Origin of the sequence: Streptomyces sp. NPDC020996, from assembly GCF_040641355.1 — a bacterium.
Classification (GTDB): domain Bacteria; phylum Actinomycetota; class Actinomycetes; order Streptomycetales; family Streptomycetaceae; genus Streptomyces.
The window spans coordinates 87,804-101,940 of the sequence record NZ_JBFADM010000009.1; the positions used below are offsets into that span (position 1 = coordinate 87,804).

The 14,137-nt window shown below is 72.5% G+C and carries 14 protein-coding genes; 7 read left to right on the top strand and 7 right to left on the bottom strand.

All coding sequences use genetic code 11. The features are described 5' to 3' along the window. Positions 1-8: 8 nt before the first annotated feature. The 4 genes from AB0G63_RS09525 to AB0G63_RS09540 all read left to right on the top strand — a co-directional run bounded on the left by AB0G63_RS09525 (position 9) and on the right by AB0G63_RS09540 (position 4,265). Positions 9-791: an ABC transporter ATP-binding protein gene (locus AB0G63_RS09525; RefSeq protein ID WP_360746835.1), complete on the top strand. Its 783-nt coding sequence runs from the start codon at positions 9-11 to the stop codon at positions 789-791. Further along, positions 788-3,358, top strand: coding sequence for an FtsX-like permease family protein (locus tag AB0G63_RS09530; RefSeq protein WP_360746838.1), 2,571 nt, complete (start codon positions 788-790; stop codon positions 3,356-3,358). The genes AB0G63_RS09525 and AB0G63_RS09530 overlap by 4 nt, the downstream gene beginning before the upstream one ends. 269 nt (positions 3,359-3,627) lie before the next feature. Beyond that, positions 3,628-3,861, top strand: coding sequence for a type II toxin-antitoxin system VapB family antitoxin (locus AB0G63_RS09535; protein WP_360746840.1), 234 nt, complete (start codon positions 3,628-3,630; stop codon positions 3,859-3,861). Then, positions 3,858-4,265 carry a PIN domain-containing protein gene (locus tag AB0G63_RS09540; RefSeq protein WP_360746843.1) on the top strand — a complete coding sequence of 136 codons (408 nt, stop codon included), beginning with the start codon at positions 3,858-3,860 and terminating at the stop codon, positions 4,263-4,265. Before AB0G63_RS09535 ends, AB0G63_RS09540 begins: the two co-directional genes overlap by 4 nt. Positions 4,266-4,319: 54 nt before the next feature. Here the strand turns inward: AB0G63_RS09540 and AB0G63_RS09545 are convergent, their stop codons facing one another. Then, positions 4,320-5,183, bottom strand: a complete 864-nt coding sequence (locus AB0G63_RS09545; protein ID WP_360746846.1) for a LysR family transcriptional regulator — start codon at positions 5,181-5,183, stop codon at positions 4,320-4,322. Between the two features lie 93 nt (positions 5,184-5,276). Here AB0G63_RS09545 and AB0G63_RS09550 point away from each other — a divergent pair, with 93 nt between their 5' ends. From AB0G63_RS09550 to AB0G63_RS09560, 3 genes are all read left to right on the top strand, one after another. Continuing rightward, positions 5,277-6,014, top strand: coding sequence for an SDR family oxidoreductase (locus tag AB0G63_RS09550; protein WP_360746849.1), 738 nt, complete (start codon positions 5,277-5,279; stop codon positions 6,012-6,014). Positions 6,015-6,134: 120 nt separating this feature from the next. Then, the gene (locus AB0G63_RS09555; RefSeq protein ID WP_360746852.1) at positions 6,135-7,421 is read left to right on the top strand and encodes a CoA transferase; all 1,287 of its coding nucleotides are present in this window, start codon (positions 6,135-6,137) and stop codon (positions 7,419-7,421) included. Positions 7,422-7,431: 10 nt separating this feature from the next. Beyond that, a complete protein-coding gene (locus tag AB0G63_RS09560; RefSeq protein WP_360746855.1) occupies positions 7,432-8,448 on the top strand; it encodes a LacI family DNA-binding transcriptional regulator in 1,017 nt (338 codons plus the stop codon). Positions 8,449-8,475: 27 nt separating this feature from the next. Here the strand turns inward: AB0G63_RS09560 and AB0G63_RS09565 are convergent, their stop codons facing one another. From AB0G63_RS09565 to AB0G63_RS09590, 6 genes are read right to left on the bottom strand one after another with little or no spacing between them, the layout of a single operon-like run. Then, positions 8,476-9,363, bottom strand: a complete 888-nt coding sequence (locus AB0G63_RS09565) for an amidohydrolase family protein (protein ID WP_360746858.1) — start codon at positions 9,361-9,363, stop codon at positions 8,476-8,478. Beyond that, positions 9,360-10,535, bottom strand: coding sequence for an extracellular solute-binding protein (locus AB0G63_RS09570; protein ID WP_360746861.1), 1,176 nt, complete (start codon positions 10,533-10,535; stop codon positions 9,360-9,362). The genes AB0G63_RS09565 and AB0G63_RS09570 overlap by 4 nt, the downstream gene beginning before the upstream one ends. After that, positions 10,532-10,987: a MaoC/PaaZ C-terminal domain-containing protein gene (locus AB0G63_RS09575; protein ID WP_360746864.1), complete on the bottom strand. Its 456-nt coding sequence runs from the start codon at positions 10,985-10,987 to the stop codon at positions 10,532-10,534. The genes AB0G63_RS09570 and AB0G63_RS09575 overlap by 4 nt, the downstream gene beginning before the upstream one ends. Beyond that, on the bottom strand, positions 10,984-12,156 hold the full coding sequence (locus tag AB0G63_RS09580) for a hypothetical protein (RefSeq protein ID WP_360746867.1): 1,173 nt from the start codon (positions 12,154-12,156) through the stop codon (positions 10,984-10,986). Before AB0G63_RS09580 ends, AB0G63_RS09575 begins: the two co-directional genes overlap by 4 nt. Continuing rightward, positions 12,153-13,313 carry a CaiB/BaiF CoA-transferase family protein gene (locus AB0G63_RS09585; protein ID WP_360746870.1) on the bottom strand — a complete coding sequence of 387 codons (1,161 nt, stop codon included), beginning with the start codon at positions 13,311-13,313 and terminating at the stop codon, positions 12,153-12,155. The genes AB0G63_RS09580 and AB0G63_RS09585 overlap by 4 nt, the downstream gene beginning before the upstream one ends. Continuing rightward, complete coding sequence (locus AB0G63_RS09590) at positions 13,310-14,095, bottom strand: SDR family oxidoreductase (protein WP_360746873.1); 786 nt, start codon at positions 14,093-14,095, stop codon at positions 13,310-13,312. Before AB0G63_RS09590 ends, AB0G63_RS09585 begins: the two co-directional genes overlap by 4 nt. Positions 14,096-14,137 lie beyond the last annotated feature (42 nt).

Consider the following 14,137-nt stretch of genomic DNA (forward strand, 5'->3'; position numbering starts at 1 on the left):
GCGACGCGATGACGTTTTCGGAGCGGAGCGGCTCCGGACCGGAAAGGAATTCTGACGTGACCGCGGGGATCATCTCGGCCGTGAACCTGGTGAAGAAATTCCGGCAGGGGCAGTCCGACGTCACAGCGGTGAACGGGATAACGGCGGATTTCGCCCGCGCCCGTTTCACCGCGATCGTCGGGCCGTCCGGCTCGGGCAAGTCGACGCTGATGCACTGCCTGGCGGGGCTGGACACCCCGACCTCCGGCCAGGTCGTGCTGGACGGCACCGACATCGGCCGCCTGTCGGACCGGGAACTGACCCGGTTGCGCCGCGACCGGGTCGGTTTCCTCTTCCAGTCGTTCAACCTGCTCCCGCAGCTGACCGCGCTGGAGAACATCGTGCTGCCGCTCACCATGGCCGGCCGCCGCCCCGCCCCGGCCCTGCTGGACCGCCTCGTCACCGTCCTCGGCATCACCGACCGCCTCGCCCACCGCCCCGGCGAACTCTCCGGCGGACAGCAGCAGCGGGTAGCGCTGGCCCGCGCCCTGGCGGCCCGCCCCGCCGTGGTCTTCGCCGACGAGCCCACCGGCAACCTCGACTCCCGCGCGGGCACCGAGGTGCTCGGCTTCCTCCGGGACTCCGTACGCGACCTCGGCCAGACCGTGGTCATGGTGACCCACGACCCGGACGCCGCGGCCCGCGCCGACCGCGTGATCGTCATCGCCGACGGCCGCGTCGTCGACGACCTCGACGCCCCCACCCGGACCGAGGTCACCGACGCGCTGCGCACGGTGGTGAGGACCCGATGACGACGTCCGTCACCTGGCGCGCGAGCGTCCTGGGGTCCCAGCTGGCGGAACTGCTGCGCCGCCCGGCCCGCATGCTGACGACCGGTTCGTCGGTCCTGGTGGCCGCCTTCGTCGTCTTCGCCACCGTCATGGCGCAGCAGATCACCGAGAACACCGCCCGCGCCCACTTCCGCGGCACGCCCGCGGCGGTCTCGCTGGTCGTGACCGACACCGACGCCTCGATCGGCCCGGCGGCGCTGCGGCGGATCCGCGCGCTGCCCGGCGTGGCCGAGGTCGCGGCCCGGGCCGACGCCGGAGCCCCGGTCTCCGGCGGCCTGTCCCAGAAGTATCTGCAACTGCGCGCCGACCCCGGTACCGGCCCGCTGTCCCGGGTCCGGCTCGTCGAAGGGAGCTATCCCGACGGGCCCGGCCGGATCGCCGTCAACCGTCCGGCGGCGGAAGAGCTCCGGCTGGCCCCGGGCCGCCGCGTCACCCTGCTCTTCCCCGACCCCGGCAACCCGGAGAAGACCGTCCGCTCCACGCTGACGGTCACCGGCGTGGTCAGCGGCGCCACGAACGCCGACCGGGACGCCGCCGGGTACGCGACCGGGCAGGACATCCTGCGCATCGCGGCCCTGTCCGGCTACTCACGGCTCGACATCCGGGCCGTGAACGGCGCCGGCGCCCAGGAGACCGCCCGGAGAGTACGGGACGTCCTGAGGACGCCGTCCCCGCACGCCCGGGTGAGCTCCGGCGACACGATCCGGGCCGCGGAGGCCCGCGCCGCCCTCGCGCAGTACCGCGAGGTCTTCCAGCTGATCGCCGTGTTCCTGGCCGTCGCGGTGGGAGCCGCCGCCCTGGTCGCCACCTCGGCCTTCCGCATCGTCTTCGCGCAGCGGCTGCGGCAACTCGCGCTGCTGCGTGCCATCGGCGCCCAGCGACGGCAGCTCGTCACCGCGCTCGTCGCCGAAGGCGCCCTGGCGGGGGCCGTCGCGGGGACACTCGGTGTGCTGGCGGCCTGGGGAGCCGGGCACCTGGCCCCGCCGGCCGCCCGCGCCGCCGGACAGGACCTGGCCGCGCCCGGCTTCCCCGCCGCGCAGGCCGCCCTGGTGATCGCCGGCGCCGCGTTGGTGACGGTCGGCGCGGTGCTCGCCCCCGCACGGTCGGCGTCGCACGTGCCGCCGTTGCAGGCCCTGCGCGCCGCCTCCACCGTCACCGCCGAGCACCGACTCCACCCCGCCCGGCTGGCCACCGGACTGTTCCTCGCCGTCACGGCCCTGGGGCTGGTGGCGCTGCTCCTCAGCGACCTGCCGCAGCCCGGGGCGGGCGGCTACGACCGGGACGTCACCTCCCTGCTGGTGACCGTCGCCTCGGCGGCCCTGGCCTTCCTGGCGCTGATCACGCTGGGCCCGCTGCTGGTCCGCCCGGTGCTGGCGGTCGCCGGATGGCCGCTGCGCAGGATGGGGACCACCGGCAGGCTGGCGGTCGGCGTGGTCGGCGGCGCACCGCGCCGGGCCGCCGCGGTGTCCGTCGTGGTCGCCCTCGGCGTGGCGCTCGTCGGGGGAGCCCTCGTGGCCGTCGCCTGCGTCGGCGGTTACACGGACCGCAAGCTGGCCGTCGAGGCGCCGGCGGACTTCCGCGTGACCGACGCCAAGGGGTTCCCGCCGGCCCTGGTCCGACGGCTCGCCGCCTCCCCCCGGCTGTCCGACGTCCTCGCCTACCGCACGCTCGACATCACGGTCGGGTCGACCGAGCAGACCGTCTCCGACCTGGACCTGCGGGCACTGCGCACCGCCCGGGACATCGACACGGCGACGGGGAGCCTGAGCGCCCTGCGTCCGGGCGAGGTGATCGTGGCGGCCGTGCTCGCCGACGGCCTCGGCGTGCGCGCGGGGGACACCGTCAGCCTCCGCGCTCCCCACGGGCGCCTCCGGCTGACGGTCGCGGCCACCCTCGCCGGGGACGGCCCGGCCGGCACGGGACTCTTCGTGACACCCGCCGACCTCGGCCGGCTGGGCGCCGCCGCCCGGCCGACCGGCATCCTCGCCAACGCCTCGTCCGACGGCCTCGCCGCGCGAGGCCAGGCACGCAGGGCCCTGGAGGCCGCCGTCGCCGCCCAGCTCCCCCACCCCGACGAGGCCGGCCTGGACGTACCGGCCGAGCTGCGGGACGTCACCCTCGGCGACATCCGGCTCATGGGTACCACCGCGCTCGGGCTCGTCGGCCTCACCATCCTCATCGCCGTCGTGGGCGTGGTCACCACCACCAGCCTCACCGCGGTCGAACGCACCCGGGAGTTCGGCCTGCTGCGCGCCCTGGGCCTGGGCCGGGGCTCCCTGCGCCGGACCGTCGCCGCGGAAGCCGCCCTGTACGGCGCCCTCGGCGGCATCCTGGGGCTGGCGCTGGGGGTCCCGTACGCCTGGCTGGCCGTCCGGCTCGCCGTCGCACCGGCGCCGCTGCTGCTGCCCACGGGCCGGCTGCTGACGGTCTTCGCCACCCTGACGGCCGTCACGGCACTCGCCGGACTCCTCCCCGCCCGCCGGGCCGGCCGCGCCACCCCCATGGCAGCACTCGGCGACACCGACTGAGCCGAGCCCGGGGGCCCTCGAACAGCCGGCCGCGGGCCGGTCCCGTCCGGCGGCGAGCCCGGCGCCGAGTCCGTCGGCAGCCTACGGACTCGGACCGGCGACACCCGGTGAGCGTGCGGTCGGCGGGCGGGAGGCCTTGGGCAGCCGGGGGATCAGGCAGCCTCAGGCGGTGGTGCTTCTTACGCCTGCTCGGATGAGGTCCTGGCGTGGACCCCCGGGACGTTGGTGACATACAACGGGTGCATACAAGACGTGCAGGGGGGTGTGGCGTGTCCGTCACCCGGATCGATCTTGACGATGGCGTGCTGGCCGAGGCGATGCGGCTGATGGGTGCCACGACGAAGAAGGAGACGGTCAACGCCGCCCTGCGGGATTATGTTGCCCGGGTCAAGCGGCTCGAAGCCGCCGAAAGGCTGGCCGGGCGGGGAGCGCGGGGGGAGTTCGACCAGGCGGCGGCCGCGCATGACGCGGCCAAGCGTGCCCGCCGGGCGGCCTTCGAATGATCAGGTACCTCCTCGACACCCAGGCGCTGTGGTACCTGTTCCGCACCCCGGGGGCGCTGAGTCCCTGGGAAGGGCACATCGGCGCCGGGGTGTTCCACATCTGCGAGCCGACCCGCACCGAGTTCCTCTGCTCCACCACCGGCCCGGCCCACCGGGACGAGATGGCGGAAGAGCTGGATGTCTTGTGCCGTCCGGCGCCGGTACCGAAGAACGCTCGGCGCTGGGTCGACACCGCCCAGTACAAGCTCACCCAGCACGGGCAGCACCGCGCGGCCGGCCCCATCGATCTCCTCGTCTGTGCGACGGCGGTCCACCACGGCCACACCGTGCTCCACGTGGACGACGACTTCGTCGCCGTGGCGGATGTCCTCAAGGAGGTCCAGCAACGGGACGCGCGTGGCTGAGGTGCCGTACGACCGCTCCGGTCCCGCTGTCCGCCGGGACCACCCGCAGTCCGGTCATAGCCGTGTGGCCGTGCGGATCAGCGCCGCGAGGGCCAGGGAGCGGCTGTGGGCCGGCCAGGCGATGTGGGTGACCACGGGGGGCGCGTCGGTCAGGGGGACTGCGGTGTGCTCGGCCCACAGCCAGGCGCGGGCGGAGTCGGGGTAGACGGCCACGGTGCGTCCGAGGGCGATCAGTTGGGCCAGCTGCGTCTGGTCGTGGATCTCGGGGCCCGGGCCGGGCGGGTAGCTTCCGCGGCGGGGCCAGCGGGCGAGCGGAAGGCCGGGGATGTCGCTGACGTCGGCGAGGGACAGCGTCGTGCGCGTGGCGAGGGGGTGCCCGGCGGGCAGGACGGCGATCTGCCCCTCGGTCATCAGCTCCTCGCTGTCGAACCCGGCGAGGGAGTTGAACGGCTTGTGCATGAGCGCCACGTCGGCGCGGCCGTCGCGCAGCATCTCCTCCTGCTCGCAGGTGCCGCTCGGCAGCACCTCGATCTCGGCGGCGTCGGGCTCGGCCGCGTAGGCGGCGAGGAGATTCTGCAGCAGTTCGTGGGACGCGCCGGCCTTCACCGCCAGCACCAGACGGTTGCGGGGGCCGCCCGGGCGGTCGGCGCCGCCGGCGCGCCGGGTACGGCGAGCGGCGGCGGTGGTCGCGTCGAGGGCCGCGCGGCCCTCGTGCAGCAGCACCTCTCCGGCGCCGGTCAGGGAGACGCCGCGGCGGTCGCGCTCCAGCAGGCGGACGCCGAGGCGTCGTTCGAGCTGCTGGATCGCCCGGGACAGCGGCGGCTGGGCCATGCCGAGGCGTTCGGCGGCGCGGCCGAAGTGCAACTCCTCGGCGACGGCCAGGAAGTACCTCAGCTCGCGGGTCTCCAAGGTGTCCATGGCCTCAGCGTATGCCGGTGATACCTACCGGGTATGACAGGGCACCGCATCGGTGTTGGATGCGCCGCACGTCCGCGGGCGAGCATCGACGGCATGAGCGAAACGAAGATCGCGCTGGTGACCGGCGCGAACAAGGGAATCGGGTACGAGATCGCGGCCGGTCTCGGCGCCCTCGGCTACCGCGTGGGCGTGGGAGCCCGCGACCGGGCCCGGCGCGAGGCCGCCGTCGGGAAGCTGCGCGCCGCCGGGGCCGACGCGTTCGGGGTGCCGCTGGACGTGACCGGCGACCGGAGCGTCACCGATGCCGCGGACCTGATCGAACGGCAGGCAGGGCGCCTGGACGCCCTGGTCAACAACGCCGGCATCTCGGGGCCGACGGGGCCGGGGTGGGAGCAGGACCCGACCACGCTGGATCTCGACGTGCTCCGCACAGTCGTGGAGACGAACGTCATCGGTGTCGTCCGGGTGACCAACGCGATGCTGCCGCTGCTGCGGCGCTCGGCGTCGCCACGCATCGTCAACGTCTCCAGCGCCGTCGCCTCCCTCACCCGGCAGGCGGACCCGGCCATCGAGATCGGCCCCGTCATGGCGGCCTACGCACCGTCGAAGTCGTTCCTCAACGCCGTCACCGTGCAGTACGCCCGGCGGTTCGCCGGTACCGGCATCCTGATCAACGCCGCCTGCCCGGGACTGGTCGCGACCGACTTCACCGGCTTCCACGGACCCCGCACCCCCGAGCAGGGCGCGGCCACGGCGATCCGGCTCGCCACGCTGCCCGACGGCGGCCCGACCGGTTCGTTCTTCGAGGACGGCGGCGTCATCCCCTGGTGACGTCGGACCCGTTGTGGCCTGTGGTTGCTCTGACTCCGATGCTGGCCCTATCCTTGATAAAACGATTGCTCATCTGAATGCAGGGGCGAGTTGCCGCCCTTCAAGTGGCGGGGGGACGACATGCTCGAGGCGTGCGATCTGCCGCTCCATGGGGTGCGCGTCCTTGACTTCAGTCAGTTCCTCGCGGGGCCGGTCGCCGCGCTGCGGCTGGCCGACCTGGGGGCGGACGTCACCAAGGTCGAACGGCCCGGCGTCGGCGAGATCGGCCGCACGCTCGCCTTCGCGGGCAGGTGGGCCGACGGTGACACGCTGTCCTTCCACGCCATGAACCGCAACAAGCGGTCGGTCGTCGCGGACCTGAAGGACCCCGCCGACCTGGAGCTCGTGAAGGAGCTGGTCTCCCGGGCGGACGTGCTGCTCCAGAACTTCCGTCCGGGAGTGATGGCCCGCCTGGGGCTCGACTACGAGACGCTGCGCGCGATCAACCCCGGCCTCGTCTACGTGAGCGCGACCGGATACGGGGACGACGGCCCCTGGGTGGGACGGCCGGGCCAGGACCTGCTCGCACAGTCCGTCTCGGCGCTGCCGTGGGTGATGGGGACGGGGGAGCGTCCGATGCCGGTGGGCCTGGCCGTCGCCGACCACTTGATGAGCTGCCACATAGCCCAGGGAGTGACCGCGCTCCTGGTCCGCAAGGTACGCACGGGAGTCGGCGGCCTGGTCCAGACGAGCCTCCTGGAGGCGATGCTGGACCTGCAGTTCGAGCGATTGACGACGCGGCTCAGTGAGCTCGGTGAGCTCGGTGAGTTCGGCGAGCTCACCGAGTGCGGGGAGAACACGGCCGAGGGCGACGCGGCGACGCGGCCCGCGCACGGCCGGCTGACGGCTCCGTCCGGCGTCTTCGCCACCCGTGACGGACACATCGCGCTGGCTCACGTACCCGTGGACGTGCTCAGCCGCGTCCTCGGCGACCCTGAGCTCGTCCGGTACGACGGTCCCGGCCGGGGGCGGGACGGGTGGGCGGACCTCGAAGCAGCCCTGCGCACGGCCTTCGCCTCCAGGCCGACGCAGCACTGGGTCGACCTGCTGTCCGGCGAGGACGGCTGGTGCACTCCGGTCCTGTCCCTCGAGGAACTGCTGCGGCACGAGGCCTTCGACGCGGTCCGGATGACCCAGGAAGTGCTGCGTCCTTCACGAGCCGGTGGCACCGCCCCGGTGCGGGTGGTGACGACCCGGAGCCCCATCCGTATCGACGGGCATCGCCTGGTCTCGGCGAAGGCGGCACCGCGCGTGGGTGAAGACGGGCACGTGCGCGACGAGGTCGTCTCCGACCGCGCCCGGCACGCCTCCGCCGTCACCGGCGAGCGGAATGCCGCACTTGTAGGACAGGGTGCCGACGATAAGTAGGCTTCATCGCATGGCCACACTGGGAGATGTCGCGTCACGCGCCGGCGTGTCCATTTCGGCGGTTTCGCGGGTGCTCAGCAACCACCCCTCGGCCCGGGTCAGCGAGGCCACCCGCCAGCGGATCATGGATGCCGCCCGCGAGCTGCGCTACCGGCCGAATTTCGCCGGGCGAGCGCTGAAGTCCGCCCGTACCCAGGTGATCGGCCTGGTCGTGCCGGACCTCACGAACGCGCTGTTCACCGAGCTCATGCACGGCGCCGAGGAAGAGGCGTCGGCGCACGGCTACACCGTCCTGCTCGGCCGCTCCGACGACGTTCGCCCCGGTGGTGACGTCATCGCCCGGCTGATCGGCGAAGGCCGGGTGGACGGCATGGTCGTCCAGTTGGGCGATGCGGTCCCGCCGGCAGGCCTGAAGGATCTCCTGGACATGCCCGCCCCGGTCATTCTGCTGAACACGGCGTACCGGGACCATGTCGGTTCCGTCGTCCTGGACGACCGGACGGGCGCCCGTCTGGCGACCGAGCACCTCATCGAGCTGGGACACCGGAGCATCGCTCTGGCCAATGGGCTGAGGCGCTCCTACACCGCCCAGAAACGACGTCTCGGATTCAAGGACGCGATGTCCGCGGCGGGGCTGTCGTTTCCCGGCGGCTACGAGACGCGGCTGGGGTACACGCCGGAGAACGGGCGGGCGGCCCTGCGGAGCCTGATGGCGCTTCCGCAGCAGCCGACCGGAGTGGTGGTCGCCAATGTGAACGCCGCGGTCGGCGTCCTCGCCGAGGCCCGGTCGCTCGGCATCCGGATCCCTGACGATCTCTCGATAGTGGCGGTCCACGACTCGTGGACCGCGGAGAACACCTGGCCGCCGCTGACGACGGTCAGGATGCCGTTCCACACCATGGGCCGCGTCGCGGTACGCGCCGTGATCAAACGCATCGAGACGGGCGAGACCACCGACGAGGTGATCACCGACCCGCCGCCCGTGCTCGTCGTACGAGAGTCCACGGCGCCGCCGCACACCCGGTGAGCGGCGGCGCCGTGGCGGCGAGCGGGGCTACGGCCGGCCGGCGCCTTCGCTCCGAGCCGCGGCGGCGGTGAGCAGGCCGTCGTCGAGGTCGTAGAAGCGACGCGCGGTGCCGGACAGGATCTCGTCGCGGTCCTGCGGTGCCACCCCTTGCAGGGCTTGCAGGACACCGTCGAAGACGCGGTCGTAGCCGCCTGCCGCGACCGAGATGGGCCAGTCTCCGCCGTACATCAGCCGGGACGGCCCGAACAGCTCCACCGCACGCTCGACGAAGGGCTTGACGGCGTCGGCGGTCCACCGGTCCGGTGCCTCGCCCGGGTAGAGCCCCGACACCTTGGCATGGACCAGCGGGTTCTCCGCGGCGGCCGCCATCAGGCTCCACCACGGCTCGACGTCCGAGTGGCCGATCGGAGGCTTGGCGAGGTGGTCGATCACCATGTGCAGCCGGGGGTGCCGGGCTGACAGGACGGGGACGTGTTCGAGGTGCCGCGGAATCACCGCCACGTAGTCGAACGGGATGCCGGCGGCTTCGAGCAGACTCAGTCCCTCGTCCACGTCGGGGCGGAGGATCCAGTCGGGATCGGGACGGTCGTGGGTCAGGTTGCGGATGCCGACGACGCGCCGGTCCGTACGCAGCTCCGCCAGGCGCGCGCTCGCCTCCGCGGGCCTTTCCAGCGGTACGTATCCGACGACGCCGACCACTTCCGGATGGTCGTCGGCGACCGCGAGCATGTGGTCGGTGTCCTGGTCGTTGTCGGCCGACTGCACCAGGACCGTCGCACCGACGCCATTGCGTCGGAGGGCCGGCTGGACCTCCTCGAAGGTGAAGGTCCGGTTCCACTGGGGAACGTGCGGTCCCAGCCACGGGTACGGCGCACGGTCGAGGTCCCACACGTGCTGGTGAGCGTCGATGATCATGAAATGCCTTTCCTGGGAGAGGCCCGCAGTTCGTCCTCGATCCGGGCGTGGGCCTCCGCGAGCGCCGGCCCGGCTTCCGCACCGCACCACACCACGGCGTCGACGAGCCTGTTGAGGATCTCCACCACTTCCATGAGCCGGGGGATGCGCGGCAGCGGTCTGGAGTGCGCGTGGGCGGCCGCGAACAGCCGGTATTCGGGCCGCCGGCCGAGAATATCCGGATCGGTCCAGGTGCTCCTGCGGACCCCCGAGGCCCCGGCCTGGCTGGTGGCACGGTCCATCACGGGGGATGCCACGTGACAGAGGTAGTCCCAGGCGACCTCCGGACGGTCGCAGCGGCTGCCGACCGCCAGGGCCCAGAAGGCGTTGACGGTGGTGGTCGGGTGCCCGGCGTCGTGAGCGGGGGCCACGGCGGTGTCGAACCGCCCTGCCACGGCACCGCCGGCCGCCAGGGCGGCGTAGCCCGCCCAGTTGACGGTCACCGCGACCCGGCCCTCCGCGAACTCCACGCCGCTGTCGGCGCTGTCGAGCGCATGGGCGCGCGGGTCGACGACGGTCGTCACGAGGTCCCGCATGAAGGACAACGCCCGTCGAGCGGGCTGCCCGTCCAGCACCACGCCGTCGTCGCCGAACAGGTCACCTCCGTATCGCCAGAGGTGGACCATGAAGTCGTAGACGTTGTTGTGCCCGTCGGGCGCGCCCGCGAGGACGGTTCCGGCGCAGCGGCCGGGCTCGTGCAGCAAAGCCGCGTGTTCAGCCAGTTCCGCCCACGTCGTGGGAGGCGTCAGGCCCTGGGCGGCGTACAGGTCGGAGCGGGTGAACAGCAGTTGGGGGCCGTCGTGGAAGGGCAGTCCCCACAGGTGACCGGAGAACGAGACGCCCTCGAGGAAGGACGCCGGCCAGGCGTCGGGCCATCCCTGAGGCTGCCGCCCCGCGAGGTGGCTGTCCAGGCCGGTGATCGCGCCGCGGGCCGCGAGGCCCGGCAACCAGTCGGCGGGCACCAGCAGCAGGTCGGCATCGGCGTCCTGCCGCAGCACGGACTCCTGCAGTGCCCGCAGCTCCACCCACCGTGCCGTGACCGTTCCCGCGGGCCAGGCCGCGGAGTGGGCGGTCACGGCCCGGCGGAATCCCGCGAAGTCCCGGCCGAGCAGCCGCAACGGGCGACCGGTCACGCCTCGGTCCTCTTGTTGGTCAGGTAGAGATGAGTGAGCACGAGGACGGTCTCCCGGCGCTGGTTGACCACGGTGACCTTCTCGTGGACGTAGCCGTGCGTGGCGGCCATCTTCGGGTGATCCGCCTTCTCCGTGATCTCGGCGGTGACCGTGATCGTGTCACCGATGAACACCGGCTTGATGAAACGGATGCGGTCGTATCCGTAGGACATCGACTGAGGATTGATGTCGCCCGCGGTCATCCCGACGGCGACGGAGAGGATCAGCGTTCCGTGCGCGATGCGCTGCCCGAACGGCTGGGTGGCCGTCCACTCCGCGTCCATGTGGTGCGGGAAGAAGTCGCCGGTCTGGCCCGCGTGCAGGACGATGTCGGCCTCCGTGATGGTGCGTCCCACGGAGGTACGGGACTCCCCGATCTCGTAGTCCTCGAACCAGCGGTCTTCGGTCCTCATGAGGTCTCTTCCATGGTCTCGGGAGCAGCGGGGCGCTGCTCGTCCGCTGCGGTGAGAAGCCGCTCGGCAAGGTGTGAGGTGCGGCGGATCAGCTCGGCGTCGGTCAGCTCCCCGCGCAGGGCCTGGGTCACCCAGGGCGACGCGGTGTCCTGGAACTCCATGTAGCCGCGGCAGCGCGGGCGGACATACGCCTGCTCCAGGGTCTGCCTCGTGCCTCTGAAGAAGTCCCACGAGTCGGCGTTGAGCCGGTCGTCGTCCCAGGCCGGCGCGTACCCGGGCTGGCCGCCCGCGTCGTAGTAGACGCCGGCCTGCACGTCGGGGGAGGCCACCCAGAAGGCGTAGGCGCGGGCGGCGTCCAGCTGGGAGGACAGCGCCGACACGGCGACCCCGGCACCGCCGAGGAGCGACCCGGCGACGCCACGCGGACCGCGGGGGATGTCGGCGTGCCGCAGCCGATGCGGCCTGAAGCCACTGCGGGAGTAGTTCGAGTAGCCGAACGACAGCGGGCTGCACAACCACGTGTCCTGGGTGCTGAGCGCTTCCGCGACCTTGATCGGGTTGGCTTCGAGACACCACTCCGGGACGCGCTCGGCCAGCTTGTGCATGAGTTCCAGCACCGGCGCCGCGTCCCGCTCCGACAGGAACGTGCCGGGGACGGCGTTGGCCGGGGTTCCGTTGTTGGCCGCGAGGGTCAGCAGGGTGGAGAAGGCGTCGATGGGCTTGGCCGGCCACAGGACCTTGCCCTGCTCCGCCAGCTCCAGCACTTCGTCCCACGTCTCAGGGCGGCTCGGCAGGAGGTCGGGGCGGTACACCGACACCTGTGCGGCCGAGTCCGTGGCAAGGCCGTACTGGTGCCCGTCATGGGCGTACGAACCGTGGGCCGCGCCCAGTGACGCGGCCGCCAGGGCGGCCAGCTCCTCGTCGTGCCCGCAGCCGTCGAGCCGCGCGAGGAGGTTCTCGTGCGCCGCCAACGGCACGTGCGGGTGGTCGATCACCAGCAGGTCGTACTCGCGGGCGAGCACCTCCAACGGCGCGTCCGCGAACGCCTGCAGCGAGCGGAACTCCCACACCACCTGGACCCCGCTCAGCCTGGCGTACTCCTCGGCGGCCGCCACCTGGCAGTCGTAGCCGCGGGGGTGCTCCCATGTCATGCCGCGCAGCCTGGTCATGCGGTCACTTCCTTCCCGGGCTCACGCAGTGCGTGGTTGTGCTCGCCGAGCCGCGGAGCCGGGCGGTCGCTGAGCAGGCGGCGGCCGTCGAGGCGGATCGGGCTCCGCGTGGTCGTGAGGCGCAGCCCGTCGCGGGTCAGTTCCTGGGTCATCGCGATGGCCCGGAATCCTTCGTGGCCGAGCAGCTCCTCCTGGGTCAGCACCGGAGCGCACCACACATCGGCGGGGTCCAGCACGGCCAGCCACTCGTCGCGGGTGCGGGCGGCCAGCCGCTCCGAGAGCAGGTCCTCGATCTCCCGCTGCCGCTCCCACCAGGTCGCGGGATCCGTCATCTCGACGAGTTCCGGTATGCCGAGCAGCTTGCCGATGGTGGGTACGGGGTTCATCGCGATGGCCAGCCAGCCGTCGCTCGTGGGATAGATCCCGTACGGCGCCGACAGGAACGCGTGCGCGGAGCGCGGTCCCTTGCGCCGCACCGTGACCGTCGGGTCGTTCAGCCGGGTGGTGAGCAGTTCGAACTGCAGGTCGAGGAGCGACTCCAGCAGGCTCGTCTGCACCAGACCGCCGCGTCCGTCCCTGAAGCGCCGCACCAGCAGCGCGGTGATGCCCTGCGCGAGGTGGCAACTGGCGAGGTGGTCGGCGATCGCCAGGCCGATCGGCACCGGCGGGTCGTCGGCCGAGCCGTTCAGCCAGGGGATGCCGGAGACGGCCTGGGCGAGCAGATCCTGCCCGGGCCGGTCCTTGAGCGGGCCGTGGTCCCCGTATCCGCTGACGCTGCCGTACACCAGCGTGGGGTTGAGCTCCGTGGCCGAGGCGAAGTCCAGGCCGATGCGCTCCATCACTCCCGGCCGGAAGTTCTGGATCAGCACGTCGGCCTCGCGGACCAGGCCGCGGACGAAAGCCAGGTCCTCGGGGTCCTTCAGGTCGGCGGTGACACTCTCCTTGTTCCGGTTCATGGCGTGGAACGACATGCTGTCGTCGCCCGCCATGCGTCCGGCGAAGGCCAGTTTCCGGCCGAGGTCACCGGTTCCAGGACGCTCGATCTTGATGACGCGTGCACCGAGATCGGCCAGGCGCAGCGCGGCCACGGGGCCCGCGAGGAACTGGCTGAAGTCGAGGACGGTGATGCCTTCGAGCGGCAATCCGAAGTCGGTCACTGGGACTCCCCCTGTGAAGCGGCGACGGTCTGTACGGACCGGACGCGCAAGTGCGTGACACCACCGTCGACGTCGAGGGCGGTGCCGGTGGTGGATCCGGACAGAGGGCTGGCGAGGTAGGCCACGGCGGCCGCCACTTCCTCCGGGGTGACCATGCGGCCGGTGGCCTGCCGTGCGTCGAGGGCGGCCCGCTCCGCCACCGGGTCGGGGAAGCCCTGGAGCATGCGGTCGACGAACCCCGTGTGCACCGTGCCGGGACTGACGCAGTTGACGCGGATGCCCTCGCCGACGTGGTCCGTGGCCATGGCATACGTCAGGCCCAGGACGGCGGCCTTCGAGGCGCTGTAGAGCGCGCGCTGGGGCAGTCCGTTGAGTGCCGCTATCGAGCACAGGTTGACGACCGCCGCATGCGGGGAGCGCCGCAGGTGGGGCAGTGCCGCCGCGGTGACCCGTGCCATTCCGGTCACGTTCACGTCCAGGACCCGCGCCCACTCGGCGTCGTCGTTGTCCTCGACGGTGCCCACGGCGCTGATGCCGGCGTTGTTGACCAGTACGTCGAGTCCGCCGAGCTCCTGGGTGACCGCGGCGACGGCCGCGGTCACGGACGCCCGGTCCGTGACGTCGCAGAGCGCCGCGGTCAGGTGTGCGGGGACCGACGTCACGTCGAGGTCCAGTACCGCCACCCGGGCGCCTCGTCGGCACAGCTCTTCCGCGACGGCGGCTCCGATGCCGGCCGCGCCGCCGGTGACGGCCGCGACCAGGCCGCCGTACTCGCCGCTCATGCCGCCTCGAAGGGCTGTCGGGCGGTGCCCGGGCTGGACGAC

Bases quoted from the DNA above. Each gene is read 5' to 3' on its own strand.
- AB0G63_RS09575 (WP_360746864.1), bottom strand. From the start codon at position 10,987: ATGAGGACCGAAGACCGCTGGTTCGAGGACTACGAGATCGGGGAGTCC.
- AB0G63_RS09580 (WP_360746867.1), bottom strand. From the start codon at position 12,156: ATGACCAGGCTGCGCGGCATGACATGGGAGCACCCCCGCGGCTACGAC.
- AB0G63_RS09555 (WP_360746852.1), top strand. From the start codon at position 6,135: ATGCTCGAGGCGTGCGATCTGCCGCTCCATGGGGTGCGCGTCCTTGAC.
- AB0G63_RS09525 (WP_360746835.1), top strand. From the start codon at position 9: ATGACGTTTTCGGAGCGGAGCGGCTCCGGACCGGAAAGGAATTCTGAC.
- AB0G63_RS09565 (WP_360746858.1), bottom strand. From the start codon at position 9,363: ATGATCATCGACGCTCACCAGCACGTGTGGGACCTCGACCGTGCGCCG.
- AB0G63_RS09560 (WP_360746855.1), top strand. From the start codon at position 7,432: ATGGCCACACTGGGAGATGTCGCGTCACGCGCCGGCGTGTCCATTTCG.
- AB0G63_RS09590 (WP_360746873.1), bottom strand. From the start codon at position 14,095: ATGAGCGGCGAGTACGGCGGCCTGGTCGCGGCCGTCACCGGCGGCGCG.
- AB0G63_RS09540 (WP_360746843.1), top strand. From the start codon at position 3,858: ATGATCAGGTACCTCCTCGACACCCAGGCGCTGTGGTACCTGTTCCGC.
- AB0G63_RS09545 (WP_360746846.1), bottom strand. From the start codon at position 5,183: ATGGACACCTTGGAGACCCGCGAGCTGAGGTACTTCCTGGCCGTCGCC.
- AB0G63_RS09530 (WP_360746838.1), top strand. From the start codon at position 788: ATGACGACGTCCGTCACCTGGCGCGCGAGCGTCCTGGGGTCCCAGCTG.
- AB0G63_RS09550 (WP_360746849.1), top strand. From the start codon at position 5,277: ATGAGCGAAACGAAGATCGCGCTGGTGACCGGCGCGAACAAGGGAATC.